The following is a 26,637-nucleotide window of genomic DNA, read 5'->3' on the forward strand; positions in this document are numbered from 1 at the left end:
AGCGATGACGACCCGCCCTCGGTCAGCGGACCGCTGCCGGATGCGACGGCGGTCCGAGGATCCGTCGTTCGCCTCGTACGCTCAGGCCTTTGTGTTGCGAGGGTGTCCGTACAGCGTGCTGATCAGCTTCGTCAGGACGCCGAAGTTCTTGGCCTTGAACGGCATCCCGTGGAGCTCGTTCTTCTGGCCGAACCGGGTGACCAGGACCGACTGCCGGTTGACGAACTTGCGGATGCCGTCCTTGCCGTGCCGGGCGCCGAGGCCGGAGTCCTTCCAGCCGCCCATGGGCAGCTCCAGGGCGAAGTAGTTGGCGAGGGCGTCGTTGATGGTGACCGTGCCGGCCTGGAGCTTCCGCGCGATCTCCTGCCCCTTGGTGGTGTCCTTGGTCCAGACGGCCGCCTGCAGGCCGTACGCCGAGTCGTTGGCCAGCCGGACCGCCTCGTCGGCGTCGGCGACCTTCATGATCGGCAGCGTCGGGCCGAAGGTCTCCTCGCGCATGCAGGCCATGTCCTGGGTGACGCCGGTCAGCAGGGTCGGCTCGAAGAACCGGCCGGGGCCGGGCTTCACTCGGCCGCCGGTCACGGCGGTAGCGCCCTCCTGGACCGCTTCGTCGACGTGCCGGCTGACGATGTCGAGCTGCGGCGGGAAGGTCAGCGAGCCGGCGTCGGAGGTCCCGAAACCGGTCGACTCACCCACGCGCAACGACTCGAATCGCGAGGTCATCAGCGCCACGAACTCGTCGTACACCGGCGCCTCGACGTACACCCGCTCCGAGGAGGTGCAGGTCTGGCCCGTGTTGTGCATCGCGCTGAAGAGGGTGACATTGGCGGCCCGCTCCAGATCGGCGTCGGCCAGCACGATCACCGGGTCCTTGCCGCCGAGCTCGAGGCTGACCGGAATCAGCCGCTCGCCGCAGCGGCCGGCGATCTTCTTGCCGGTGCGGGTCGAACCGGTGAACATCAGCCCGTCGACCTGCTCGACCAGAGCCGCGCCGGTGCCGGCGGCGCCGGTCGCGACCGCGAAGACGTCCGCGGGCAGCCCGACGGCCAGGCACATCTCGGCCATCAGCAGCGAGGTGAGCGGGGTGACCTCGGACGGCTTGAGGATCACGCTGTTGCCGGCGGCCAAGGCCGGGATCACGTCACCGAAGTTGTTGAGCAGCGGGTTGTTCCAGGGTCCGATCACGCCGACCACGCCGAGTGGTTCGTAGCGGATCAGCAACTTGCGGCCCAGCACGAACGGCGAGCGGCTGGAGACCTTCTCGTCGGCGAGGTACTTGCCGGCGTTCTTCGCCCAGAACGAGCTGGCCAGTACGCCGTACATCACCTCGATCGTGGCCTCGTCGATCGACTTGCCGTTCTCGTCGTGGATCTGGTGAGTGATCCGCTCGGTGTTGTCGATGAACCACTTCTGCATCCGCCTGAGGTAGCGGGCACGGCCGTCGAACCCGAGCGCGGCCCACGCCGGTTGCGCCGCCCGTGCCCGCACGACCAGCTCGGCGACCTGCGCCTCGGTCAGGTTCGGGATCTCCTGGATGACTGCGCCGGTCGACGGGTTCTCGACCTGGATGACAGCCGGCTCGGCGGGCGTCCTCTTGCTCGAGGCTGCGGTGGTGGTCATGAGGTCACGCTCCTTGTGCGGGGTGCGAAGCGGCCGGCCATGAGGACGATGACCGGGGCGAGGACGAGCGGGATGATGAACATCGCGCGGTGGCTGATCTGCTCGGCCACAGCAGCGAGGGCTACGGCGGCGAGGATGTAGCCGACGTAGTTGGAGACGTTGACCCGGGCCAGCGCCTGGCCGCCACCCTCGCTGTCCAGGTGGCCCGCGGCCACCATCGACAGCGGCGGGATCATCGCCAGGCCGGCTCCCAGGATGCCGAAGCCGGTGATGGCGACGCCGACGCTCGGCGCGGCCACGATCATCGCGACCGCCACCACACAGATCACCCCGCTGCCGCGGACCGTCGCGACCGCGCCGAAGCGGCGTACGACTCGGTCGCCGACCAGGCGGGTGAGGAGCAGGACCAGCTGGTACGCCGTGAAGGCCAGCGGGGCGGCACTGTCGGAGGAGCCGAGGCCGTCGATGAGGTAGATGCCACCCCAGGCCGAGGTCGCGGAGTCGAGGAACCACATCACGAAGGTCGGGATCGCGAGCAGCAGCACCGGCACCCACGGGACGCTGGCCTTGACCGCCTCTCCCACCGAGTCGGCATGGCCGTCGATCGGGTCGACCGCGAGCAGGTTGCGGCAGAGCAGAGCGACCAGCAGCAGCGCGGCCACGGTGACGATGGCGAGCGTGGCCGGCAACGGCAGGCCCAGCTCGATCGTGATCGTGGCGTAGATGCCGCCGACCACTGCGCCGAGGCTCCACATGCCGTGGAAGCCGACCATGATGCTGCGGCCGTAACGGTCCTGGACGCCGACGCCCTGCATGTTCATGGTCGCGTCGATGGAGCCGACGAAGAGCCCGTAGACGCCGAGGACGACCAGCAGTGCAGGCAGCGCGCCCGGCAGTGCGACCGTGCCGATGCACACGGCCGCGGCCACCAGCGCCGTACGCAGCACGACGGCGCTGCCGAACCGGGCTGCGGCGTACCCCGCGGCGACGCTGCCCACCGCGCACATGATCGACACCACCCCGAGCACGGCCAGCACCTGGTAGTCGGACAGGTCGAACCGGTCCTTGATCGTCGGCAGCCGGGTGATCAGCGACGCGAACATGAATCCCTGGATCGCGAAGGCCGCGAAGCAGGAGGCACGGGCTGCGCGGTCCGCTGCGGTGGGGGCGGTCGGAGCGGCCGCCGACGACTCGATGGTCATAGGAATGTCTTTCCTTCGCCGCGATAGGTCGGGACCACGTCGACGATGCGGCCGTCATCGATGAGGTGGAGCTCGTCGACGTGCTCGCAGAGCTCGCCGGCCTTGGTGTGCCGGAACCACACGTGGTCCCCGATCCCGAGCTCATCGACGCGGTCACCGACCAGCGGAGTCTGGACCTCGCCGGCCCCCTCCTGGTCGACGAGAGAGAGGCCCTCCGGCCAGACCGGCGTCGGCAGCCGATCCTTGCCGGCGGCACCCGAGGCGATCCAGCCCCCGCCGAGCACGGTGGCGTGCTGCGGTGAGGGGCGGCGTACCACCGACAGGACGAAGTACGCCGCCGGCTGGGGGCGGAAGCGGGTGTAGAAGTCGAAGAGTCGCGGGGCGAACAGCCCTGACCCGGCGGCCAGCTCGGTGACCGCGTCCTCGGCGGTGGTGAGCTCGAGGCTGCCGGTGCCACCGCCGTTGACGAACTCCAGCGGCGCGACCGCGCGCACCGCCGCGACCGCAGCCGCGCGGCGCTCGGCCAGCTCGGCCGCGGAGCTGCTCTGCATGGCGCGGACTGCGAACCTCTTGAGACCCGGCTGGTTGTCGCCCATACCCGCGATCTGGCCTTCGTAGGCCATCACGCCGACCAGCTCGAAGCGCGGGTGCGCGACCACCTTCTGGGCCAGGTCGGCGGCAGCCGCCGGCGAGTGGACCGGCGAGCGTCGGGCGCCGAGATGCACCCGGCCGCCGGCCAACCGCAGCGAGGCGTCCAGCTCCAGGCAGATCCGGATCGGCGGGCCGCCCGGGCCGACGATCTCGGCGGTGAGGTCGAGGTGCTCGGGGCTGTCGACCATCAGCGTGATCCGCGAGGCCAGCTCCTCGTCCTTGGCCAGCCGGCGCAACGCCTCGCGGTGCATGGTCGGGTAGCCGACCACGACGTCATCGTGCTCCTCGGCGAGCCAGAGCGCCTCGGGCAGCGTGTAGGCGAGAATGCCCGACATCCCGGGGACCTCGAGCGCGTCGCGGATCACCGAGCGCACCCGGATCGACTTGCTGGCGATCCGGATCGGCTTGCCGGCGGCGCGGCTCACCAGCTGGTGGGCGTTGGTACGCACCGCCGCGAGGTCGAGCACGGCGTACGGCGGATCGAGGTGAGCGGTGGCTTCCAACAGGTCCGGCCACAGCGTGCGGGCCGGACCGTAAGGCTTGCCGAGTGGATTGGTCAGGGTCATTGTCAGGCCTTGCTGGTCGATTGCGGCGCCGGACCGAGCACCCGGTCGAGGTAGGGGTTGGCGAACACGCCGGTGGGGTCGAGCTGGTCGCGGAGGGCGACGAAGTCGTCGAAGCGGGGGTAGCGCTCACGCAGCGCGGCCGCGTCCAGGCGGTGCATCTTGCCCCAGTGCGGGCGACCGCCGGCGGCGCCGAAGATGTCCTCGCAGGCGCCGAAGAAGGTCTCGTGCGGCATCCGGTGGTACTGATGGAAGGAGATCGGGACGACGTCTCGGTCGTGGGCCACCGAGAGCGAGATGTCGTCGGCCTTGACGTAGCGGACCTCGAACGGGAAGGACACCTTCTCGCCGGTCCGGTCGATCCAGCGCTTGATCTCGCGCAGCCCGTCGACTGCGGCGGCCGGGGGCACGGCGTACTCGCCCTCACGGAACCTGACGTTGCGCTCGGAGGCGAAGACCTTCGGCGCGTGGTCGGTGAACTCGCGCGCGGAGACGGCTCTGGTCACGAACCTGGTGATGCCCGGGACCGCGCGGGGGAGGCGGGTGCCGAGGCGCAGCATCGCCTCGAAACCGATGTTGGTGACGAGCTTGTCGTCGATCGTCCGGGTCAGCCTGCTCATCGGCTTCAGCTCGGTGTCGGCAGGCACCCGGGTGAAGCGGCGGGTGAGCGCGGTGTCGGTGTGCGGGAACCAGAAGAACTCGAAGTGGTCGTACGTGGCGAACAGCTCGTCGAACCGTTCGAAGACCTCCGCGACCGGCATCGGTGAGTCGACGACCTGGAGCGCGTAGAGGGGGACGCACTGCAGCGTCACCTTGGTGATCACACCCAGGGCGCCGAGGGAGGTGCGCGCGGCCGCGAAGAGCTCGGGCCGCTCGTCCGGGGAGCAGGTGACGACCGAGCCGTCGGCGAGCACCAGCTCCAGGCCACGTACCTGGGTCGAGATGGTGCCGAAGCCGCGGCCGCTACCGTGGGTGCCGGTCGAGATCGCGCCGGCGATGGTCTGCCGGTCGATGTCGCCGAGGACCTCCATGGCCAGGCCGTGTCGCAGCAGCAGCGGATTGAGCTGGTGCAGTGGGATGCCGGCCTCGACCGTGACCAGGCCGGACTCGCGGTCGACCGAGACCACGCCGTTCAGTGCGTCCGGCCGGATCTGTACGCCGGGGGCCACGGCCACGCCGGTGAACGAGTGACCCGAGCCGATCGCCTTGACCGCCAGCCCGTCGCGGACCGCATCCTTCACCGCCATCGCGACGCCGTCGGTCGTCGACGGTGCCACCACTCGCGCCGGGGAGACCCGCTCGGTGCCTGCCCAGTTGCTCCAACCTGCTGCCGTCATGCGGCCCAGCATGACCCGGCTCACATTGACTGGTCAATAGTCTTGGACAACTGTCCTATGTTTTGCCGATGAGGGCGCGTTCGGCTGCGAAGACGACGACGTCGCCCGGCCGGGAGGCGGCCGGACGACGCCGAAGTTGCGCCTTCGATCTCGATGTCAGCTGGTCGGGACGAGCTCGTCGTCGTGCTGGCGCGCCCAGCGCTGCTTCTTCAGCTCGGCCTCGGTGTCGGCGCCGGCCGGTGCCTTCTTCATCGTCGTGCTCGACGAGGCGGACCCGCCGAGTGCCTCCAGCACGATCTTGCTGACAGCCCTCATGCCGGCGGCGTTCGGGTGATAGGCCGCGCCCGCGAGGAGGTCGCTCGTCTGGCCACGCACCCAGGCCGCGTCACCAGCGCAGGCGTCGTGGCCGAGCGCGGGTCCGTACGTGTCGACGTACAGCGCGCCCTTGCGGTTGGCGGCATTGCGCATGACGGTGTTGAGCTTCCGGTTGAGGGAGTCGGCCCAGGCGTAGTCGCCATCCGCGAACGGAACGGTGTCGGGGCAGTAGCCGCTCGGCGGCAGCAGCCGTGGGTAGCCGACGAGGACCACATCGGCGCCCGGGGCACGCTCCTTGATCTGTGCCACCGACCGCTCCAGGTTGGCGCCGGTGTTGTCGAGCGCCGCCGAGAGGGTGTCCACTCCGTTGACCGTGTAGTGGTCCCGGCAGGGAGCACCGGTCGGATCCTCGTCGCGGTGCTCGCCGCAGCCGATGAGCGAGCCGAAGACGCCGTAGTCGTTGCCACCCAGGCCCAGCGTCACCAGGTCGGTGTCGAGGGTCAGCGCATCCAGCTGCGGCTGCTGGGTGGCCAGGTTGACCTCGGGGGTGGGCGTGGGCTGCGGCTGGGTCAGGTTGGTGGTGTCGGCCGAGGAGCAGCTGACGTCCCGGAATGCTCCCGACTGGTAGTAGAGGCCGAGGTCGGTGGCCAGCCAGGCCGGGTAGTTGTTGTTCGATCGGAAGCACCAGGTGCTGTTCCACGGGATCAGCGGACCTGCTGTGTAGGAGTCGCCCATCGCGACGTACTTCTTGTACGCCGGCGCGGCTGTTGCCGTCATGGAGCTGGCCGAGGTGCGATTCGTCCGGTGGTCCGGTGCTGCGGCCGCCGGTGCGAGGGTGCCGACGGCAAGACCGAGGGCGGCGACGCTCCCGGCGAGCAGGGTTCGAGTGCGCATCGTGTCTCCTCAGGGTGCCGGGTCAGCCGGTGACGGGGTAGTGATCGGAGTAGTCGGTGTAGGTCGTGCCGCCGGAGGTGAACGGGGGCGATTGCGGTGTCAGCACCGTGTTCGTGCGGACCGCCGGTCGTGCGTTGGCGCGGCGGTAGAGCACGTAGTCGAGACGCTCGGGGGCGTAGCCGGCATACCTGCTGGCTGCGATCGAGTTGGTGCTCGGATCCCAGCTGTACGGCGCGCCGGCTTCCCGGGTCGGGGCGACGGTGCCGGTCAGCGTCAGCATCTCGTCGTACTCGGGCGAGGACTTCACCACGTTGAGGTCGCCGGCGATGATCACCTGCTCGTCCGGTGGGATGTCCTGCGCGTCGAGGAACGTGTCGAGCTCGGCGAACTGCGTGGCCCGCACCGCCGCGGCATCGCTGCAGAGCGAGTCCTCGGCCTGGGTGTGGCTGCCGACAACGTGCACCTTGGCGCCGTCGACGTCGAGGACGGCGTACACGAAGCCCTTGTTGGAGAACCAGTCGGCGCCGCAGCCCTGCTTGTAGACGTACTGCACCTTCCGTACGATCGGCCACTTGCTGAGGACCGTGACACCGCCGTCCTCCGGGGTCAGCAGGGAGAACGCGCCCTGGGTGTCGTCCCAGCCCGACCTCGACCGGCCGAGCACCGGTGTCTGGTGCGGGTAGTCGTCCGACAGTCCGGTCGTGACCGTCGCTGCCGGCCCGTTGTCGAACATCTCCGAGAGCACCAGCACGTCGTAGCCGCGCAGGTATGGGGCGCCGGCGAGCAGGCCGGCTCGGGTCGAGTTGGCGATGCCGCCGATGAGTTCCGGGAGCAGCATCACGTTGTTGGCCAGAACCTCGACCCGAGAGGCGGCGGTGGCCGTCGTGGCGGTGCTGATCGCGGCAGGCGCGGCGTGGGCGGTCGGAAGGACCGTCATGGTGAGGGTGCAGGTGGCTGCGGCAAGGCAGGCCAAGGCAGTGCGAACGAGCACGTTGGGTCGCTTTCAGTCGACGGTGAACAGCGGTGTGGTGCCGGAGATCGACGAGATGCCCCCGAGCAGGCCACGTGCGTCGCCGAAGTAGCGGATCCGGTAGAGCCCGGTCGCCGCGTCCTGGGGGATGTCCCAGGTGATGGTGACCTTGGAGGCAGCCAGCCCCTCGCGGGCCCAGCGGAACTTGGTGGACCAGTCGCCGTCGTCGTGAACGCGCACCCACTGCCCGTCGACCTTGCGCTCAACGGCGAGATAGGTGCTACGGCGTCGCAGGTTGTTGTTCGGGTGGGCCCCGGCGAACACCACGCTCACCTGCTGGCCCTTGGTGTACTCAGCCTTCGGGGCCGACAGCACGTCGCCGAAACTGCGCCCCAGCGGCGGCGCGTCCGCGATCGGGTTGCCCTGGAGCGTCGGCAGCTGCTCGTTGGTGCGGTCACGCTCCTTCTCGCCCAACGGCAGCGTCGTGCCGTTCTTCATCGAGGTCGCGAGGTCGGCGCTGACCTGGGTGAATGCCGGAAGCTCGTTGCGACCGAAGATGGTGCTGGCCTGCTCGTACTGGGTCGCCTCGTACTCCTCGGGGGTGGTCAGGTAGTGGGCGTACGCGTTGGCGTAGCCCTGGACCAGCACGTGGTCGAGGTCGGCACCGACGATCTTGGCGACCGCCTGCCGCAGCCGGAGGCCGGACACGATGGTCACCTCGGCCGGGATGCCGATCAGATAGAAGTCACCGATCCGCACCAGCTGGACCGGCAGCTTCTGCTGGACCAGGTCGAGCGCCCCGAGCGGCAGCAGGATCTCCTTGGGTGCCTGGCACGCCTTCAGCTCCGGACTGGCGGTGTAGAGCGCGCCGGACACGATCGCCGCGAGCGGGTTGCTCTGATCCAGGCCGGGCAGACCGCCGCCGCCGTCCTCGGTGCTGCCGCCGGCGAACTGGCTGCCCATCGCGGCGTCGCAGGTGTGGGCCGACTTGCCATCAGGAGTGAACTCGCCGCGGACCGCGACATCGCTCATGTCGACGTACACCAGGCGGGAGTCGATGCCACCGCTCACCGGGTCGTTTCCCCCGGCACTCCTGGCCGCGTCGAACATCCGGGTCCCGATGATCCGCGTGTTCTCGAACTCGTCCTCGGTCGGGCCGCTGCCGGGGGCGAGGTTGAGGTTGGGCGACATGTCACCGGCGTTGCTCTGCGCGAAGGAGGCGACGAAGTCCGGCCGTTGCTGGTCGAGGTAGTCGACACCGCGGACCTGGCGCTCCCAGTGGTACGAGGCGTACCCCTTGTTGTCGGGGCTGATCAGTCTGTTGTCGGTCGACATGCTCGTTCCGTGCACCGGGAACCAGTTGATGATCCCGTCGAGCTTGCCGTTGCGGTGCACCTCCAGCGTGGTGCTGAGGGTGTCGGTGGCGTTGGGGAAGTGCGCCTTGTCCGCGGCCGGGTTGCGGTCGAATGCGGCGCGCGCCCGGTTGACGTTGGCGTTGTCGAGGCTGCTCTGCGACAGCGTCAGCGTTGCGGGTGCCAGGTCGGCGTCGGCCTCCACGATCGAGTCGACGATGCCGTCCACGATCGCGTTGAAGGTCTTCTCGTGATAGCCGAGCGTGGTGATGTTGTAGAGCGTGTGGTGCGAGTAGCCACCAGGGCCGGCGTGGGTATGGGTCGCGGTGAGCATCACGTTCTGCTCGTTGTAGCGGCTGCCGAACCGCTCACCGAGGCGGGCCAGCACCTTGTCGCGGACCGACTGGAAGATCATGCCGACGTCTGCGGTGACGTGGACGACGCGCCGTCCGGATCGGGTATCCGCGATCACGAAGGCCCGTGACCGGGGCCGCATGTGCAGCCCTGCGGTGTTCTGCGCGAGATCCGCGTAGCCCATCATCCCGGCCTCGGCAGGCTCTCCGGTCGAGTCGGAGACACCGCGGCCGACGAGGTACGTCGCACCCGTCTCCGCCGTCGCAGCGTCGGCGGCGCTCGTGGTCAGCCCAGGCATCGTGGCGGTCATCGTGACCGTGACGGCCACGGCCGCGCTGGCCAAGCCGGTCGCAATACGTCTCATCAACGTCTCCCCTTATGGCGGCGCACGTCCGCTTCCGTCGGCGCGCGGTCTCAAGAGGATGACCTCTGTCACACTCGTAGGTCAAGAGTCTTGGTCGGTCGACCAAAAATTTGTCCGGGATGCTTCTCGGTTCTTGGTCAGGAGTCTTGGACAGGGCAGGATAGGACTTTCCGCGTAGACGACTGAAAGAGCGCACGAATGCCACGAGTCCCCGCCGACGTACGACGCGACCGGCTGGTCGAGGCCGCCATCCGCGTGATGGTGCGCGACGGCGTCGCCAAGGCCACGACCCGCTCCATCGTCTCCGAGGCAGAGATGCCACTGGGTGCGTTCCACTACTGCTTCCGGTCCAAGCAGGAGCTGTTGGAGAACGTCATCGAGGCGATCACCGGCCACACCCTGAGCCTTGCGCTCGAGGTCGTTGCAGAGGACGGCACCTTCGACGAGCGGCTCAGGGGAGGGCTCGCGGCGTACTGGACGCACGTGAAGGAGAACCCGGACGAACATCGGGTGACCTACGAGCTGACCCAGTACGCGGTCCGCCAGCCCGGCCTCGCCGATGTCGCCCGTCGGCAGTATGAGACCTACCTGGCCGCCAACCGCCAGGTGCTGGAGAAGCTGTCGGAGGCCTGTGGGGTGACCTGGTCGGTGCCGCTCGCCACCGTCGCCCGCTATATGGCGGCGATCATCGACGGCATGACACTGCTCTACCTCAGCGAGGGTGATGCTGATGCCGCGGCTGCCGCGCTCGACCTCGGTGCGGACCACATCGCGAGCCTCGCCGTACGGGCCAGCTGACCACGCCCTGGCTGGAGGTCTTGGAGCGGCGGTCTCGAGGAGAGTGGCTGACCGATGATCTTGGGAAGTGCCGCTGGTCGATGGGCGCGGTGTTCGCGGCGGCCCGAGATCGTGACGCAGCGGGGCAGCGTCGTGGAGAAGTGCGTGCTTGGTTCCGGGGGATTGCTGCGTTCCTGTGCGCCTGCTCACGGCAGGCGCACAGGAACCACGCTCACCGCGCGATGATGGGCAGCACCAGGCGGCTGGGTCGAGCACCACCGTGGTGAACGGTGTTGTCGGCGACCACCATGTCGTCAAGCGCCTCCGACGAGATCGTTCCCCCGGTGTTGGAGTTGCGGTCGTAGTGCGGGAAGTTGCTGCTCGAGATGTCCAGGCGGATCCGGTGTCCGGGGAGGAAGACGTTGGAGGTCACCGACATCGGCACGGTGACCTCGTAGACCTCGCCGGGGGTCATGAGCTCAGGCTTTGAGAGATCGTCGCGGTAGCGAAGCCGTAGGACGCCGTCGCACAGATTGATCGCCTTGCCGTCGGGGAAGACGTCGACGAGCTTGGCGGTGATGTCGGTGTCCACGGCGGTCGAGGACACGAACACCTTCAGCTCGACGAATCCGGTGACCTCGACTGGTTCGTCCAGGACAGGGCTGGCGTAGCAGAGGACGTCCTGGCGGTGGTCGACGACGCGCTGGTCCACCGGCCCGACCAGGCCGGGAACAGACGGAAGCAGGGCACCGCCTGCGGTCGGTACCGGGTCGCGAGGGTCGTACGTGAAGTCGTCCTGTCCCTCGTCAGCGGGTGCGTCCAGCACGAGTGCGCCGTCGCCGTCGCGGGTGTTGGCCGCACCGCCGCTGGCCAGGTGATAGTCGGTGTACTGAGTGTCGGTCAGCGGCCAGTCGGTCTCGTCGCGCCATTGATCGATGCCCATGACGAAGATGCGCACCCGCGGGGCCGGGGTGGCGGGCGGCTCGTCCCGGAGGAACTGGTCGAAGAACTCGACGTGCGACTGGCTCAGGTCGCCGGCGGCCTGGAGACCGAAGTAGCGGTCGGGGTACTGCCCGGTCAGGTTCGTGTGGTCCCACGGTCCGATGACCAGGCGGGACTCTTCCCGGGCCTGTTGCGAACCCGCCTCGGTCCGGACCCGGACGAAGTCGGCGGCCTGCCCATGGACCTTCAGGTCGTACCAGCCGGTGCTGGCGAGCACTGGGACGGTGAGGTCTCCGATCCGCGCAGACCAGTCCACGGTTCTCCAGTAGTCGTTGAAGTCGGCGTTGGCGAGCCAGTCGTCGAACCAGCGTCCTTTCCCGTGCACCGGCAGGTCGGCGACAGGGGTGGCGTCGTTGAGCGACAGCGGGTCCATCAGAGCTCCCCCGAGCCGCATCAGACTCGAGGGGTCGGACGTCTCACCGCGCTGCAGGCCCCGCTGCTCGTCCGCGGCGTACATCATCGCGTTCCAGAGCGTGACGTTGCTGAGCGTCATGGCGCCGCCCGGGTACAACAGGCCCGAGTACCACTCGGCCGAAGCGACGGCGGGCGCGATGGCTCGCAGGCCGGGGGTGTCGGCGGTGGCGAGGGCCCATTGCGTCATCCCCATGTAGGAGCCGCCGTAGGTGCCGATCGACCCGTTGCTCCAGTCCTGCTCGAGGATCCACGCGACGGTGTCCTGACCGTCGGTGCTTTCGTCAACCAGAGGGGTGAAGTCACCGTCCGACTCGTAGGTGCCCCGGACGTCCTGCAGGACGACGGCGTAGCCGGCATTCACGAACCCGAGCAAGGAGGGAATGACGTTGGCGGGTCCGCCTACCAAGAAGGCCGCCTCCTTGTTGTACGGCGTACGCATCAGGAGGGTGGGCGCCTGTCCCTCCAGCGGTCGCCACACATTGGCGTACAGCGTCACTCCGTCTCGGGTCTTCATCGGGACGTTGCGTTCGTAGACGTACTTCATGGGTGTCTCCTCGTTGTGATGCCAGCGCCGCACGGGGATGGCCCACCGTGCGGCTCCGGGGTCGTTCCTGCGGTCGAACCGGCAGCTGGTGCTGGGCCTCGTGGGCGCGCACCCGGACACGTCATGGGGCCTCCTCTTCTTCGAACCGGTTGAGGGCGTGGTGCCGAATGGGTCGTCTAGGCGGGCACGAGTCGCACGGGGAGGGATTCCCAGGCGCGTAGCGTGTTGTTGAGGTGGCGGACCGGCTCGCCTGCCGGCTCGATGGCACGGACCCGCGCAGCCAGTGCGTGCAGGACGCACTCCGCCTCGAGCCGTGCGACGTGCTGGCCGACGCACTGATGCAGGCCCATCCCGAAGCCGACGTGGCCCGACGGGTCCCGGCCGATGTCGAAGGCGTCGGGGTCCTGCCAGCGGCGGGGGTCGCGGTTGGCGGCCCCGAGGAACATCAAGATCTTGTGGCCGTCAGGGATGACGGTGCCGCCCACCAGCACGTCCGTTGTCGCGGTGCGGAAGAACGTCTGCACGGGGGTCTCCCAGCGGATGGCCTCGTCGAACGCGATCCGCGCGGCCGAGGGCGATCGTCTCAGGACCTGCCATTGGTCCGGCGCGGTGAGGAACCCGTGGAGGACGGCGGCGATCGCGTGGACCGTCGTGTCGACGCCGGCGGACAGCAGGGAGCGCACGATCAGAGGCGCTTGTGCTTGGGTGATGTCACCTCGGTCCGCTGCCTCCCAGATCGCGGCACCGAAGCCGTCCTTGGTGAGGACATCGCGACGGCATTGTGCGTCGACCCAGCTGGCGGTCGCTACGATAGTGGGCTTGCCCTTCTGGACCAGGCCATTGTCGGGACCGAAGGCGTTGAAGAGGTGGTCGCCGTAGGGGAGCAGGTTCTCCCGGCCTTCGCGAGGGATCCCGACGGCGTCGGGAAAGACACGCAGCGGATAGGCCTCGGCAAGGTCCGTGACGGCATCGATCTCGTCACGGCTGAGCAGCTCGTCCACCAGTTCGTCGGCGACGGCCTGCCAGCTCTCGCGTAGCCCGCGCAGCGCGCGGGGGGCGAGGATAGGCCCCAGCACGTCGCGTGGAGCATCGTGATGCGGCGGGTCGGTCTCGAGCAGGAGGCTCGGTGGACGCCACGGCTGCTCCTTGCGGAAGTTGCTGAGGCCGACTCCGGCGCCGGACTGGAACCGCTGCCAGTCCACAAGCGCTGCGTGAACCTCGGCGTAGCGACCCATCGCGAACACGTCGTACTGCGGGAGATGGACGACGGGGCCCGCTTCGCGGAGCTCGTGTTGGAAGGCGAGCGGGTCGGCGAGCACGTCGTCGGAGAAGGGGTCATCGTGCAGCAGCGGCGCAGGAGCCGGGGTGCGGGCTGGAATCGGGGCAGTCATCGGATCTCCGATCGGTCAGGCGTCCAAGACCAAGTGGTCGCTGGCAGCACGTGAGACGCAGGGGTAGAAGAGGTCGCCGCTGTTGCGCTCTTGCTCGTTGAGCAGCGAGTCGCGATGGTCGGGTAGGCCGGCGAGGAGGGGCGTCTCGCATGTGCCGCACGTTCCTTGCCGGCAGGAGGCGAGGATCGGCACCCCTGCTTCGGCGACCGCGTCGAGAATGCTGACGCCTGGCGGCACGGTGACGGTAGCCCCACTTCGTGCAAGCTTGACGGTGAAGGAAGTCGTCCGGACCGGTGCCCCCTGCTCGCGAGCTGCGAACCGCTCGGTTCGTAGGCATCCTGCGGCGAGGTTCGCCGCAGCCTCGCGGACCGCGGTGAGGAGTGGCTCCGGGCCACAACAGTAGATCTTGGTGCCGGGGGGTGCTCCGGCCACGGCGCTGAGGTCGAGGAGCCCATGCTCGTCCTGCGGGTGAACCTCCACCCGGTCGCCCCAGCCTGCGAGGCGATCGAGGAAGGCCATCGACGAGCGGTGGCGCCCGCCGTACAGAAGGTTCCACGGACTGCCGAGCAGCTCTGCCTGTTCCAGCATCGGGAGGATCGGAGTGATGCCGATCCCGCCGGCGACGAACAGGTATCGGTCAGCTGGAGCGAGGGCGAAGTTGTTGCGCGGGCCGGCAATTTCGACCGAATCGCCCTCAGCGAGCACGTCGTGCACGTACGCCGACCCGCCGCGGCCTCCGGGCTCGCGAAGCACCGCCACCTCGTAGCGGTGAGGATCCCAGCGATCACCGCACAGGGAGTACTGGCGGGTCAGGCCGTTGGCGAAGGTCAGGTCCACGTGGGACCCGGGCGTCCAGTCCGGAAGACGTCGACCGTCGGGGTCGACGAGCACGAGGCCGCAGACGCCTTTCGCGAGCTGGGCCTTGCGCCTCACACGAAGGCGAACCTTGGCCGACTGGGTGGGTGTGACGGGAGTCACGGTCGTAACGGACATGGCGAAAGCATGCGGACGACGTGATCCCGTTCACGAGCGTCATCCCATTCAATGGGCCACGACTATCATTGAACCGGCCCGGCCAATGCTCGCTCGAGGCCACGCGTGGCGGTCTTGAGGACGCCGATGTGCGTCCGGGCCTCGTCGTCGTTCGGCACCACTACGGACAGTGCGGCGACCACTCGTCCGCGTCGGTCCTGGACGGGGACCGCGATTCCGGTGGCAGCCGGATCGATGTGTCCGGGGCAGAAGGCGTACCCCTGCCGGCGGACGTCTGCCAGGACCCGGCGGAGTTGGGTCGGATCGGTCACGGTGGCATCGGTGTAGCGGCGGAGAGGACTTGCGATGATCTCCTGCTGGAGCGAATGCGGCCCGTGCGCGAGGAGCACATGCCCCCCGGAGGATGCGTGCAGGGGCAGCCGCCCGGCGACCCTGGTGATGTTGACCACCGCGCGTCGTGCGGAGAGACGTTCGAGGAACAGGACTTCGCGCCGATCGAGGACCCCGAGTTGTGTGTGGTGACCCACCACGGCCTGAACGTCTTCCATGAACGGCATCGCGGCCTGGCGAAGTGCCAGGGTGGGAGAGGCCCGGGAGGCGAGCTCCCACATGCGGACTCCCACGCGAACGCGTCGGGAGGCGTCTCGGCGTAGCAGTCCCTCCGACACCAGCTGGTCGACGAGCCGCGACGCTGTCGAGGAGGGGAGGCCGGAGCGTGCGGCCAGCTCATTCACCGACAGCGCCGGCGTTTCGGGGTCGAAGGCCTCAAGGATGCGCACGACGCGCTCGATGACCGACTCGCCCGACGGTGATCGTGCCATGGTCCCAGTCTGAACCCTCGGCGCGCAGGCTTCGCGTGATGCCCCGCGCGGCGACCTGCCGCGAGCTCAGGAGCCCGCTGCACTCGCGCATGAGTGAGAGCACCACATCGGTCGCGACGGACGTCGAAATCGATCACTTGATCGTTATTTTCTGCCGATCTCTTGACTCGCCCTTGTTTACTCAGTAACCATTGACTCAATGAAGGTTGAGCAACAAGAAGAGCTGGAACGTCGAGCCAAAGTGCATGCAGCGCTCGGCGATCCGGTGCGACTTCGGATTGTTGACATCCTCCAGACAAGTGATGCCTCCCCCACAGAGATCGCCGGGATGCTGGCTGTCCCGTCGAACCTGTTTGCCCACCACGTCCAGACGCTGGTGAGCGCAGGCGTCGTGTCCCGTCACAGTTCCGAGGGCGACGGGAGACGTACGTATCTCCATCTCGAACAGGACACGTTCGAGAGCTTGGGCACCGGATCCCCCCGTCCGGTGCCCAAGCGAGTCCTGTTCGTGTGCACCGGCAACTCCGCACGCTCGCACCTGGCTGCCGCGCTGTGGCGCCAGGTCAGCCCGATCCCGGCAGACTCTGCCGGCACCCATCCCGCCGACCGGATCAACCCAGGAACGATCGACGTCGCGACCCGCCGCGAGCTGGACCTCCCCATCGTCGAGCCACAGCGGATCGAGGACGTACTGGATCCCGACGATCTCGTGGTCACCGTGTGTGACCGCGCGCATGAGACGTCGAAGGTCCCCGGTGAGCTGCACTGGTCCATCCCCGACCCGGTCGGGAACGGCCCCGAGGCCTTCGACACCGCGTACGCCGAGCTCGAGCGCCGCATCAAGGCGCTCGCGTCACGCCTTCATCCATGAGCCTTCCCCCACGCGCAAGGAGTAGACCCTATGGACACCGAGGTCACCCGAGACCAGCAGTTCGCACCGAAGAGCACCACCGCTCGCCCCGCCGAGGAGTTCGGCGGCTCCCACGACGCTGCCGCGATCGAGCAGATCCTGCATGCCTCGATCGACGACCATGCCAAGGGCTCGGATGCCACCGCCGACGCGGTGTCCCTCGCCGACCGGTTCGCCGGCACCGTCTACTTCGCCGAGAAGGTCGCTGACTGCCGACCTGCGTCCGGCGCGGCGTCCATCCGCTCCAACCGCGGTCGCCGGACATCGGCTCGGCCCTGGCGTCTTCCCGCCAGCAACCGGAACCCCAAGAACTGACCAGCCGAAGCACCAGGCCGAGCAACACCGGCACGAGCACGATCTTCACGATCGAGACGAACAGCTCGACGCCGAGCCGCTCCCGAGCGTCGATCGTGCGGTTCGTCAGGCGGACGGCCAGTGGGCGCTCGCGTGGGCGAGCGCGGGCTTCTCGAGGGCGTCCACCAGACGCTCGAACAGTGCTGTCGCGGCCGGAGCACTCCAGTCCGGGGCGAGGACGTCGTGGGGCAGCCCCGGGTCGCGGAAGGGCAGCTTGCGCCACCGGCCGACGATGTCGAGGTACGTCACGAAGGCGTCCCGTCCCGCCGGCGCAGCGCTCGCGAGCCGGTCGGCGAGAGGGCGGTGGGCGGTGATGAAGTCGCGGTAGCTCTGGTCGATCGCCTCGAGGTCCCAGCTGCTGTAGAGCAGCTCGGTGAGGTCCTGGGTGCCGTGGTAGCCGCCGACGAAGATCGCGGCGTAGGCCTCGAGCCCGAGCTCGGTCACCGCTCGCTCGGCCGCCTCCCGCATCCGCGCGGGCGCGATCCACAGGGCGGTGCCGACGTTGCCGAAGCCCAGGTGGGAGAGGTGGGCGCGCAGCTGGTGTCGCTTGGCGCGCATCGACTCGGGTACGCCGAAGTTCACGATGCACCAGCCGTCGGCCAGGTCAGCGGGCTTGCGGGCGTGCCAGATCACCTCGTCGCCGGCGGCGAGCGTGGTGAGCGCGGTCGAGGTCAGCGCGTATCCGCGAGTGCCGGAACGGGTCTCCGAGTCGAGCCAGCCGTTCCGCTTGAGGCGGTGGACCGCGGTGCGTACGGACGGGGCGTCGAGCCCGACCTGGGCGAGCAGGTCGACCGCGCCGGCGATCGGCATCCAGTCCCCGAGCGGTCGCACGACGGCGCCGAGGAACGTCACGACGGTGGTGCGCGATCGTCGGTTCTGCTGGCTTGCCGGTGCAGCCTCCGCCGTAGTCACCCGTGGCATTCTGCCGGATTCTCCGCCCGGGTCCCGGGGGCCCATCGCACGTGGACAGGGTCGGTCTCGCCGGCCCTGAGCAGCTGCAGCCGAGGCGGGATCTTGTCGCTGCGCGACGTCGGTGGCTTGCGTCGTCCGGCGGCCCACGGGACCGGCCAGTCGGCCCCGACACCGTGGTAGTCCTGCTCGGCGGCGGCGTGCAGCGTCCAGCTGGGATCGAACAGGTGGGTGCGGCCGAGCGCACAGAGGTCGGCGCGGCCCGCGAGCAGGATCGAGTTGACGTCGTCGTACGACGAGATGGCACCCACGGCGATCACCTTCGCACCCGCGGGTTCGGCGACGCGGTGGCGGATCTTGTCGGCGAAGGGGGTCTGGTAGGAGCGGCCGAATGCGGGCTTCTCGTCCTTGCTGACCTGGCCGGAGGAGACGTCGATGGCGGCCGCGCCGTGCTCGACGAACGCGCGGGCGATCTCGACCGCGTCCTCGTCGGTGTTGCCGTCGGGCATCCAGTCGGTGGCCGAGATCCGCACGGTCACCGGGATGTGCGGCGGCACCGTGGCCCGGACCGCGTCGAAGACCTCCAGGGGGAACCGGAGCCGGTTGACCAGGCCTCCGCCGTACTCGTCGTCGCGGTGGTTGGCGACGGGGGAGAGGAACGAGCTGAGCAGATAGCCGTGCGCGGCGTGGACCTCGACCAGGTCGAAGCCGGCCTCGACCGCGCGCCGAGCCGCGGCGACGAAGTCGGCGACCACCGTGTCCAGGTCGGCACGCGTCGCCTCCCGCGGCACATGACAACCCTCGCCGTAGGGGAGCGGGGAGGGTCCGATGACCTCCCAGTTGCCGTCGTCGAGCGGCTCGTCCATGCCGTCCCACATCAGCTTCGTCGAGCCCTTGCGGCCCGAGTGGCCGAGCTGCATGCCGATCTTGGCGGTGGAGCGGCGGTGCACGAAGTCGGTGACGGTCCGCCAGGCGTCGCGCTGCTCGTCGGTCCAGATGCCCGGGCAGCCGGGCGTGATCCGGGCCTCCGGGGAGATGCATGTCATCTCGGTCATCACCAGGCCGGCTCCGCCGAGCGCCTTCGAACCGAGGTGGACGAAGTGGAACTCGTCGGGGACGCCGTCGGTTGCGGAGTACATGTCCATCGGCGAGAGCATGACCCGGTTCTTGACCTCCAGCTCGCCGATCCGGACCGGCTGGAACATCGCCGGCGCCACCGCCGGAGCACCTTGATGGCGGGCGAACTCCGCCTCCATCCGGTGCGCGAAGTCGGCGTCGCGCTCCTTGAGGTTCTCGAAGGTGATCCGGCGCGACCGGGTGAGCAGGTTGAAGACGAACTGCGCGGGGTCCTGGTCGGCGTACATGTCGATGTTCTCGAACCACTCCAGCGAGGCCTGGGCCGCCCGCTGGGTCGACTCGACCACCGGCTTCCGCTCGGTCTGGTACGCCGCGAGGGCCTCCTCGAGCGAGGGATGCTCGTGCAGGCAGGCGGCGAGGGCGAGGGCGTCCTCCATGGCCAGCTTGGTGCCGGAGCCGATCGAGAAGTGAGCGGTGTGGGCGGCATCGCCCAGGAGCACGACGTTGCCGTCGAACCAGTGCTCGTTGCGTACGGTCTGGAAGCTGATCCACCGGGAGTTGTTGGTCAGGATCGTGTGCCCGCGGAGCTCGTCGGCGAAGATCTCGGCGATCCGGCCGACGGCGTACTCGTCGGAGGCGCCGGGCGTGAGGACCTGGTCCTCGGTGCGGTCCAGGCCGGCGCGGCGCCACACCTCCTCGCGCATCTCCACGATGAACGTCGAGCCACGGTCGGAGAAGGGGTAGCCGTGGATCTGCATCGTGCCCCACTCCGTCTGTTTGACGAAGAACTGGAACGCCTCGAAGACCAGGTCGGTGCCGAACCAGATGTACTTGTTCCGCCGCCGGTCCAGGCTGGGCCCGAACCTGTCGGCGTACTTGGTGCGGACGGTCGAGTTGACCCCGTCCGCGGCCAGCACCAGGTCGTACGTCGCCCGCAGCTCGTCAGGGTCGGGAGCCGGGGTGCGGAAGTGGACGGTCACGCCGAGCTCGGCGACCCGCTCCTGCAGTATCTGGAGCAGGTCCTTGCGGGACATCGCGGCGAAGCCCTGCCCGCCGACGGTGAACGAGTGGCGTGCGCCCCGCCGGTCGGTGAGACCGACGTCGATGTCGGTCCAGCGGGCGAACAGCGCCTCCATCCGGTCGTGCACGACCGGGTCGGCGCCCTCGATGCTGCCGAGGGTCTCGTCGGAGAAGACCACGCCGAAGCCGAAGGTGTCGTCGGGGGCGTTGCGCTCCCAGACCGTGATCTCGTGGCTCGGGTCGAGGGTCTTCATCAGGGTGGCGAAGTAGAGCCCGCCGGGCCCACCGCCGACGATCGCGATCCTCATGTCCCGCCCTTCCCGCTCTCCGAGGCGATGATCTGGCGCAGCTTGAAGTGCTGCAGCTTGCCGCTGGTGTTGCGCGGGAGGGCAGCGACGAACCGGACGTCGCGCGGGTACTTGTAGGGAGCGAGCCGTCCCTTGACGTACTGCTGGATCTCCTCGGCCTTCGCGGCGTCGCCGGTGACGCCCTCGCGGAGCACCACGAACGCGCACACGATCGCACCCCGGTCCGCGTCGGGTCCGCCGACGACGCCCGCCTCGACCACGTCCGGGTGGGTCCCGAGGGCCTCCTCGACCTCGGGTCCGGCGATGTTGTAGCCCGAGGACACGATCATGTTGTCGGTGCGCGACCGGTACCAGTAGTAGCCGTCCTCGTCACGGAAGAAGGTGTCGCCGGTGACGTTCCAGCCGTTGACGATGTAGCCGCGCTGGCGCTCGTCGTCGAGGTAGCGGCAGCCCACGGGGCCGATCACCGCGAGACGTCCTTCGACGCCGGCGCCGACCTCGTTGCCGTCGGCGTCCAGGATGGCGGCGCGGTAGCCGGGCACCGGCTTTCCGGTAGCCCCGGGCCGGATGTCGTCGCCGGCCGCGGAGATGAAGATGTGCAGCATCTCGGTGGCGCCGATGCCATCGATGACCCGGAGCCCCAGCTCGTGCTCGAGCTCCTCCCAGGTCGCCCGGGGCATGTGCTCGCCCGCGGTGACGGCGACGCGCAGCCCTTTGAGCTGCCCGATCTTCCCGGCCTTGAGGATCTGCTTGTACGCCGTCGGTGCGGTCGCGAGCGCGGTGACCCCCTGCTCGGCGATCAGGTCGGCGAGCTGGACCGGCGAGGCCGCCTCGGTGAGCAGGGCGCAGGCCCCGGCGCGGAGCGCGAAGACGACCAGCATGCCCAGGCCGAAGGTGAACGCGAACGGCGCCGTGCATGCCACGACGTCGCTGGGCTCCAGCCGCAGGGTCGCCCGGCCGAAGGTGTTGTCGATCGAGAGGATGTCGCGGTGGAAGTGGGTGGTGATCTTCGGGACGCCGGTGGTTCCCGAGGTCGGTCCGAACAGCGCGGCGTCGTCGGCAGCGGTGTCGGCCGCGGCGAAGTCGCCGGGCTTGGCCAGGATCCGGCGGGTCAGGTCGTCCTCGGCCTCGCTGCCGTAGGCGACGATGACGAGGTCGGGCGCGACGGTGTCCCTGACCGTGTGAACGTCGTCGGTGAACCGGTGGTCGACGAGCGCGACCGTGGGCCGGGTCTTCTCGACGATCGGCCCGAGCTCCGTCGCCCGCAGGGCGGCCATGGTGGTGACGACGATGCCGCCGGCCTTGAGCACGCCGAGCCAGGCTGCGACCGTCCACGGGTTGTTCGGGGAGCGCAGCAGCACGCGGTTGCCGCTGACGAGTCCGAGGTCCTCGACCAGCACGTGGGCGATCTGGTTGGCCCGGGTGAGCAGCTCGCCGTAGGTCCAGACCGTGCCGTCGGGGGTGCGCAGGGCGGGGCGGTCCGGTCCGTGGGCCGCGACGGTCGCGTCGATCAGCTCGGCCGCGGCGTTGAGGCGCTCGGGGTAGTCCAGGAGCGGGGTCGTGAACTCCAGCGTCGGCCACTGCTCGGGCGGCGGCAGGTGGTCGCGGGCGAACGTGTCCTGGTGGCTGGTCAGGCTCAGTGCCGTCATGACGCCGGTCCTGCCGCGCGGATCATGCCCTCCTGGACGACCGTCGCGACGTGCACGCCGTCGGTGGTGAAGAACCGTCCGATCCCGGTGCCGCGACCGTCCTCGACCGAGACCGCCTCCTGTGCGTAGAGCAGCCAGTCGTCCATCTCGACCGGACGGTGGAACCACATCGCGTGATCGAGGCTCGCGGTCACGAGTCCTTCGTCGGCCCAGGCCAGGCCGAGCACCCGCAGGGCGGGTTCGAGGATCGTGTAGTCGCAGACATAGGCGAGGGCCGCGGTGTCCCGCTGCTGGTCGGTCAGGCCCTCGACCGGGCGGAGGGCGTCGTACGGCTTGACCCAGAGGGCCTGGTGCGGCGACCGCTCGCCCTCGACGGTCAGGTAGACGGGCCCGGGCACATGTCGCATGTCGAAGCTGCGCCCGCCGGACCAGTACGCCTTGGAGGTCTCGGTCATCGTGCCGCCGGTGCGGTCGGCGAGGTAGGCCGCGGACGTCGGCACCGTCTCCGGACCGGGGACGTCAGCCGGCATCGTCGCTTGGAAGCTGCCGCTCGGCTCGCCGGCGGCGAAGCTCGCCAGGCAGACATAGACGGGCTTGCCGTTCTGGAAACCGCGGACCTGACGGGTGCTGTAGCCGCGGCCGTCGCGCAGCACCTCGACCTCGTAGCGGACCTCGGCGCCGATGTCGACGGGGCGCATGAAGTAGGAGTGCATCGAGTGCATCGCCTTGCCGTCGGTCACGGACCGGGAAGCGGCGACGAGCGCCTGGGCGACCATGTCGCCGCCGTACGCCTTCGGCCACGGGCACGGCTGGGTGGTCGCGGTGAAGGCGTAGTCGAAGACTTCCGCCTCGCACTCCTTGAGGGTGACGGCGTCGGTGAACACCGTGCTCGTCTCCGTGCTCGTCTCCGTGCTCGTCTCTGGGCTCGAGGTCATGGCCGGTCAGCCCAGTCGCGGAGGTCGGCGTCGTCGACCTGGGGGAGGTTGATGACGATGTTCTCCGGGGTGCGGGTGGTCATCCAGGTCAGTGGGTGGTTGCGGTCGAGGTTGCACTCGACGTGCGGCATGAACGGCGGGACGAACACCCAGTCGCCCTCCGACATGTCGATGTAGTCCTGGAACTTCTCGCCGAAGTAGATCCGGGCCCGGCCGGACAGCACGTAGCCGCCGGTCTCGGCCTCGCCGTGGTGATGGGGGACGGAGCGGTAGCCGGCGAGGTTGTGCACCTTGCCGAACCAGAGCTTGGTGGCGGGCGTGTGCTGGATGCTCACGCCGCTGATCCGGGTGGCGCCCTCGCTCTGCCCGGTCAGGTCGGGCTCGAAGCCGGCGCGGGTCACGACCGGGACTACGAGACCGGAGGTGTCGGATGTGGGGTCCATGTGAGGTCCTGTCCGTTCGATTCAGGTATGTTTCATTTTCTGCACGAACGTTGTAGGAATGTCAATAGATGCCCTACGGTCGAATCATGAACTCCGACCTCAAGCCCGTCCCGGTGAATCCCGCGGCGCTGCCCGCGCCGAGCGGCTACTCGCACGGCACGCTCAGCGGCAACACCCTTCATCTCGGCGGCCAGACCGCGCTGGACGAGAACATGCGGATCGTCCCCGGAGGGATCGTCGAGCAGTTCCGGCAGGCGTTCGGCAACGTACTGACCACGCTGCGGGAGGCGGGCGGCATCCCGGAGGACCTGGTCTCGATCACGATCTTCCTGACCGACATCCCCGACTACCAGGCGCACGGCAAGGAGATCGGCGCGGTCTGGCGCGAGCTCGCCGGCCCGGTCTATCCGGCGATGGCCGGGATCGGGACCACGGCGCTGTGGCAGCCGGAGGCGATGATCGAGATCCTCGGCGTCGCCGTCATCCCCGACGACCGGCTGGTGCGTCCAGGCGTGCTGTGAGGTTGTGAGAGCTAGGAATCCCGCATGTTTACGCCGACGTGGTTGTAGGTGCGATCGGGTTCGCCAAGGATTGACGATCAAGAGGTCCGGCGCCTCCCGTTGCCCCGCTCGTGTCAGAGCCACCGACGGATGTGGCCCCGTCAGGTAGGACCCGTCTCTCTTCGGTCGCAACGGCGCGATCCCTCGCCACCCGCACCTTGAAGGGATGCCGTCGTGGGCTACTCGGGCACAGTGGACCGTCGCGGTCCTGGCCTCACCCGCCCCGGCGGACACCGGCTGAGCGGACGGAAAAACCTCGATTCAACATCAGCTGTTGACCCCACGGAGGTGCCATGTTTGCCACGGATAGTGCCGAGATGCCGACGTCGGGCGCTAAGCGGTTCGGTGTCGCACACGTCCATTTGATCGCCCTGTCGTTCGCATTGACTGCGCCCCTGATGAGTCCGCACACGTTTTCCAGCGCAAATGGGCAGGGCGCCACGCCTTCCAGCCGTATCTCGGTTCCGGTGACGGCGCCGCGGACACCGGCGAGCTACTCCCGACCCGCGGTCGTCGGGGCCGGCGTGCCGCAGAGGCGTGTTGTGCAGGTTGCGTCGGCCGCTTCCGAAGATGGAATCCCGACAGCTGCGCTTGCCGCGTACCAGCGCGCTGAGACGGTCATCAACGCTGCCGACGAGACGTGCAACATCGACTGGCAGTTGCTCGGGGCCGTGGGCCACGTGGAGTCGGACCACGGCCGCTTCGGCGGCAGCACCCTGGGCGCCGACGGCGTCTCCCGTCCAGGCCTCTATGGCATCCCTCTTGACGGTACGAATGGCACCCAGGCGATTGAAGACACCGATGCCGGGCAGTACGACCGAGACAAGATCTGGGATCGTGCTGTCGGTCCGATGCAGTTGATCCCCAGCACATGGTCGGCCGTCGGCGTGGACGCCGATGGCGACGGGCAGAGGAACCCGCAGAACATCAATGACGCTGTGCTGGCGGCGGCGGTGTATCTGTGCGCGGGACCCTATGACCTCGGTAGCGAGGCTGGTCGCCGCGCAGCGGTTCTCCGCTACAACCATTCGCGGTCCTACGCCGACCAGGTGCTGCGTACTCGAGTGGCGTACCTGGAGGGTGACTACGCCGCCGTTCCCGACCACATCGTGTCGGCGACCTCCATGTCCGGCTCTTATCGACGGGCTGACGCTGCTGCCACCGGCGAGGATCGGGGGCCGAAAGCAGGGCGGTCCCCGCGGGGTGGCGACGGCGCCACGGTTCACCCGACCTCCGCTCCGGACCCGGATCGTGGCGGTCAGGCAAGCACGGAAGGGGAGCCTGAGTCGCCTGCGTCGGAGGAGGCTCCGTCTTCGCCGCCGAAGCAGGGACAGGACGAGGGGACTCTCGAGAAGGTCACCGAGCCACTTCCAGCCCCCGTCAGCGAACCTGTCGATCAAGTCTTGACGCTGACCGAGGCGATCACCCGATGCATGGCGAACGGCGTGAATCCGCTCGACCTGGTGGCCTGGAACCGGTGCGTCAACGACCTGGTCCGCTGAGTCCACCTCTGGTTGCGATAGCCGCAACCACCCCGCTGACTTCGGCCGCCAGTGCGGGAAGCTGTCGGCCGACCGTGTCAGGCTCCGAACAGCAGGTAGAGGCCCATGTAGGTGTAGAGCACCATCGCGACGAGTAGCGGCAGCTGACCGGCGACCTGGTGACGTTTGGGAAGGATCTCGAGGGCACGGTCGTGAGCTGCGATGACGCCCAGGACGTGCCCGGTCACGATGGAGACCACCTTGGTTGTGGCCAAGAAGGTCGCATGCTGGAAGAACCAGTAGTTGACCTCCCAGCCCCCGGTCCCGAACAGATTCGTGCCGGTTCCGACTGGGTCGCTGATCTGGATCAGAGTCTGTGAGCCGACCTGTACGAAGAAGCTCAGGTAGTGCGCCACCATGTAGCCGACGACGATCGGGACGATCGAGTGAGCGAGCTGACGCGGGACCTGCCGGCGATCGACGCTCTCATCCACCCCTGTTGCCATCGACGCCGCCATGAAGACGACTCCGACGACGGTGACCGTCGTCAGGAGCCCGGCCGTTCCCAACACGGTCGAATCGATGCCGCTGGACTGGACGAACCGGATCCAGGTCACGCTCTCGCGCCAGCTGTCGTATGCGGTGCTTCCGAGCAGGACCGCGACCGTGGCCACCAGTCCTGCTTCGCCCGGCACACGGGCAAGGTTGCGCAGCGGACTGATCCAGACGAGGTCGCCGTCGTCGTTTCGTGCCCACGGTGAGAGGCGGGCCAGAAGGGTGGAGTAGACCTCGAACGGGTCGGCCCGCTCGAGCCATCGTTCGCCGAAGATCGCGCCGCCGAGCAACATCGCTGCCAAGTAGCACGCGAACCACGCGCGAACCGAGCCCAGATAGGACGCTTGGGGTGAGACGAGCTCGAGCCAGACGAAGGCGAACAGACCGATTGCTGCGGGCCAGTACCCCAGTTGGGCCGGATATCGGCTTATGCCTTCGCCAGGTGGCCGCCCCGCGACCTTCGCGAGGATCAAGTGGAAGGTGCGGGCCGGGCTGACAGCACGGTAGAAGCGGCCGAACAGCAGCGAAGCCGGGACGATGCCGACCCAGAGCCAGACGTAGACCACGCCGAAAGTGGGGTTGCTCAGCAGGTCCGGCCCGAACAGCGCGGGCCAGAGCATGAAGCAGAAGAACGTCATCCCGAGTGCGCGGATGCTCATGGTCCAGGCGCGACTGTCCAGGAATGCTGCCACGTCCGCGCGGATGGTTCGTTCGCCGCCGGTCGCCGCGAACCGGGGCGTACGCCACGCCAGGAGCAGAACGACGAAGGACAGCACGAGGGCGGCCGTGCCGCCCGCGATCGCGAAGTGGGCAGGAATCGGCAGGTCAGCGCCGCCGCCCAAGCCATGCATGGGCAGGATCAGGAGGAACAA

General features: G+C 68.7%; 23 protein-coding genes. 5 read left to right on the forward strand and 18 right to left on the reverse strand.

Features of this window, described 5'->3' with window-relative positions; all coding sequences use genetic code 11:
• Positions 1 to 81: 81 nt before the first annotated feature.
• From ACIA03_RS22065 to ACIA03_RS22095, 7 genes are all read right to left on the reverse strand, one after another.
• A complete protein-coding gene (locus tag ACIA03_RS22065) occupies positions 82 to 1,620 on the reverse strand; it encodes an aldehyde dehydrogenase family protein (RefSeq protein ID WP_396986474.1) in 1,539 nt (512 codons plus the stop codon).
• A complete protein-coding gene (locus ACIA03_RS22070; protein WP_396986476.1) occupies positions 1,617 to 2,822 on the reverse strand; it encodes an MFS transporter in 1,206 nt (401 codons plus the stop codon). The genes ACIA03_RS22065 and ACIA03_RS22070 overlap by 4 nt, the downstream gene beginning before the upstream one ends.
• Positions 2,819 to 4,039 (reverse strand): amino acid deaminase/aldolase, encoded by a 1,221-nt coding sequence (locus ACIA03_RS22075; RefSeq protein WP_396986478.1) that lies wholly within the window; start codon positions 4,037 to 4,039, stop codon positions 2,819 to 2,821. Before ACIA03_RS22075 ends, ACIA03_RS22070 begins: the two co-directional genes overlap by 4 nt.
• Positions 4,040 to 4,041: 2 nt before the next feature.
• A complete protein-coding gene (locus tag ACIA03_RS22080; protein WP_396986480.1) occupies positions 4,042 to 5,373 on the reverse strand; it encodes a D-arabinono-1,4-lactone oxidase in 1,332 nt (443 codons plus the stop codon).
• A 156-nt stretch (positions 5,374 to 5,529) separates the two neighbouring features.
• Positions 5,530 to 6,582 carry an SGNH/GDSL hydrolase family protein gene (locus tag ACIA03_RS22085; RefSeq protein WP_396986482.1) on the reverse strand — a complete coding sequence of 351 codons (1,053 nt, stop codon included), beginning with the start codon at positions 6,580 to 6,582 and terminating at the stop codon, positions 5,530 to 5,532.
• Positions 6,583 to 6,604: 22 nt separating this feature from the next.
• Positions 6,605 to 7,519, reverse strand: a complete 915-nt coding sequence (gene sph / locus ACIA03_RS22090) for a sphingomyelin phosphodiesterase (protein ID WP_396986484.1) — start codon at positions 7,517 to 7,519, stop codon at positions 6,605 to 6,607.
• Positions 7,520 to 7,585: 66 nt separating this feature from the next.
• Positions 7,586 to 9,622, reverse strand: coding sequence for a neutral/alkaline non-lysosomal ceramidase N-terminal domain-containing protein (locus ACIA03_RS22095; protein ID WP_396986486.1), 2,037 nt, complete (start codon positions 9,620 to 9,622; stop codon positions 7,586 to 7,588).
• A gap of 198 nt (positions 9,623 to 9,820) precedes the next feature.
• On the opposite strand from ACIA03_RS22095, the gene ACIA03_RS22100 reads away from it, so the two are divergent.
• Positions 9,821 to 10,420, forward strand: coding sequence for a TetR/AcrR family transcriptional regulator (locus ACIA03_RS22100; RefSeq protein WP_396986488.1), 600 nt, complete (start codon positions 9,821 to 9,823; stop codon positions 10,418 to 10,420).
• Between the two features lie 211 nt (positions 10,421 to 10,631).
• On the opposite strand, the gene ACIA03_RS22105 is transcribed toward ACIA03_RS22100, so the two are convergent.
• From ACIA03_RS22105 to ACIA03_RS22125, 5 genes are all read right to left on the reverse strand, one after another.
• Complete coding sequence (locus ACIA03_RS22105; RefSeq protein WP_396986490.1) at positions 10,632 to 12,359, reverse strand: CocE/NonD family hydrolase; 1,728 nt, start codon at positions 12,357 to 12,359, stop codon at positions 10,632 to 10,634.
• Between the two features lie 176 nt (positions 12,360 to 12,535).
• On the reverse strand, positions 12,536 to 13,750 hold the full coding sequence (locus tag ACIA03_RS22110; protein WP_396986493.1) for a cytochrome P450: 1,215 nt from the start codon (positions 13,748 to 13,750) through the stop codon (positions 12,536 to 12,538).
• 15 nt (positions 13,751 to 13,765) lie between these two features.
• Entirely contained in the window at positions 13,766 to 14,743 is a 978-nt protein-coding gene (locus tag ACIA03_RS22115; RefSeq protein ID WP_396986496.1) for a PDR/VanB family oxidoreductase, read from the reverse strand.
• A 65-nt stretch (positions 14,744 to 14,808) separates the two neighbouring features.
• Complete coding sequence (locus tag ACIA03_RS22120) at positions 14,809 to 15,564, reverse strand: IclR family transcriptional regulator (protein WP_396986498.1); 756 nt, start codon at positions 15,562 to 15,564, stop codon at positions 14,809 to 14,811.
• 196 nt (positions 15,565 to 15,760) lie between these two features.
• Positions 15,761 to 15,928, reverse strand: coding sequence for a hypothetical protein (locus ACIA03_RS22125; protein ID WP_396986500.1), 168 nt, complete (start codon positions 15,926 to 15,928; stop codon positions 15,761 to 15,763).
• Positions 15,929 to 16,027: 99 nt separating this feature from the next.
• Between ACIA03_RS22125 and ACIA03_RS22130 the strand changes: the two genes are divergently transcribed.
• Both ACIA03_RS22130 and ACIA03_RS22135 read left to right on the forward strand, forming a co-directional pair.
• The gene (locus ACIA03_RS22130; RefSeq protein WP_396986502.1) at positions 16,028 to 16,435 is read left to right on the forward strand and encodes a low molecular weight phosphatase family protein; all 408 of its coding nucleotides are present in this window, start codon (positions 16,028 to 16,030) and stop codon (positions 16,433 to 16,435) included.
• A 30-nt stretch (positions 16,436 to 16,465) separates the two neighbouring features.
• Positions 16,466 to 16,789 (forward strand): hypothetical protein, encoded by a 324-nt coding sequence (locus ACIA03_RS22135; protein WP_396986504.1) that lies wholly within the window; start codon positions 16,466 to 16,468, stop codon positions 16,787 to 16,789.
• A 105-nt stretch (positions 16,790 to 16,894) separates the two neighbouring features.
• Here ACIA03_RS22135 and ACIA03_RS22140 read toward each other — a convergent pair whose 3' ends face one another.
• The 5 genes from ACIA03_RS22140 to ACIA03_RS22160 are packed head-to-tail and all read right to left on the reverse strand — an operon-like array spanning position 16,895 to position 23,169.
• Positions 16,895 to 17,740: a PaaX family transcriptional regulator C-terminal domain-containing protein gene (locus ACIA03_RS22140; RefSeq protein WP_396986506.1), complete on the reverse strand. Its 846-nt coding sequence runs from the start codon at positions 17,738 to 17,740 to the stop codon at positions 16,895 to 16,897.
• Positions 17,737 to 20,142, reverse strand: a complete 2,406-nt coding sequence (locus tag ACIA03_RS22145) for a bifunctional salicylyl-CoA 5-hydroxylase/oxidoreductase (RefSeq protein WP_396986508.1) — start codon at positions 20,140 to 20,142, stop codon at positions 17,737 to 17,739. The genes ACIA03_RS22140 and ACIA03_RS22145 overlap by 4 nt, the downstream gene beginning before the upstream one ends.
• Complete coding sequence (locus ACIA03_RS22150) at positions 20,139 to 21,791, reverse strand: AMP-binding protein (RefSeq protein WP_396986510.1); 1,653 nt, start codon at positions 21,789 to 21,791, stop codon at positions 20,139 to 20,141. The genes ACIA03_RS22145 and ACIA03_RS22150 overlap by 4 nt, the downstream gene beginning before the upstream one ends.
• Complete coding sequence (locus ACIA03_RS22155) at positions 21,788 to 22,726, reverse strand: acyl-CoA thioesterase (protein WP_396986512.1); 939 nt, start codon at positions 22,724 to 22,726, stop codon at positions 21,788 to 21,790. The genes ACIA03_RS22150 and ACIA03_RS22155 overlap by 4 nt, the downstream gene beginning before the upstream one ends.
• Positions 22,723 to 23,169, reverse strand: coding sequence for a cupin domain-containing protein (locus ACIA03_RS22160; RefSeq protein WP_141791646.1), 447 nt, complete (start codon positions 23,167 to 23,169; stop codon positions 22,723 to 22,725). Before ACIA03_RS22160 ends, ACIA03_RS22155 begins: the two co-directional genes overlap by 4 nt.
• Positions 23,170 to 23,255: 86 nt before the next feature.
• Between ACIA03_RS22160 and ACIA03_RS22165 the strand changes: the two genes are divergently transcribed.
• Together ACIA03_RS22165 and ACIA03_RS22170 are read left to right on the forward strand one after the other, a co-directional pair.
• A complete protein-coding gene (locus ACIA03_RS22165; RefSeq protein WP_396986515.1) occupies positions 23,256 to 23,690 on the forward strand; it encodes a RidA family protein in 435 nt (144 codons plus the stop codon).
• A 332-nt stretch (positions 23,691 to 24,022) separates the two neighbouring features.
• Positions 24,023 to 25,231: a lytic transglycosylase domain-containing protein gene (locus ACIA03_RS22170; protein WP_396986517.1), complete on the forward strand. Its 1,209-nt coding sequence runs from the start codon at positions 24,023 to 24,025 to the stop codon at positions 25,229 to 25,231.
• Between the two features lie 77 nt (positions 25,232 to 25,308).
• On the opposite strand, the gene ACIA03_RS22175 is transcribed toward ACIA03_RS22170, so the two are convergent.
• Complete coding sequence (locus ACIA03_RS22175; protein WP_396986519.1) at positions 25,309 to 26,637, reverse strand: hypothetical protein; 1,329 nt, start codon at positions 26,635 to 26,637, stop codon at positions 25,309 to 25,311.

It is taken from the genome of Nocardioides sp. NPDC051685, assembly GCF_044453405.1.
Taxonomy (GTDB): domain Bacteria; phylum Actinomycetota; class Actinomycetes; order Propionibacteriales; family Nocardioidaceae; genus Nocardioides.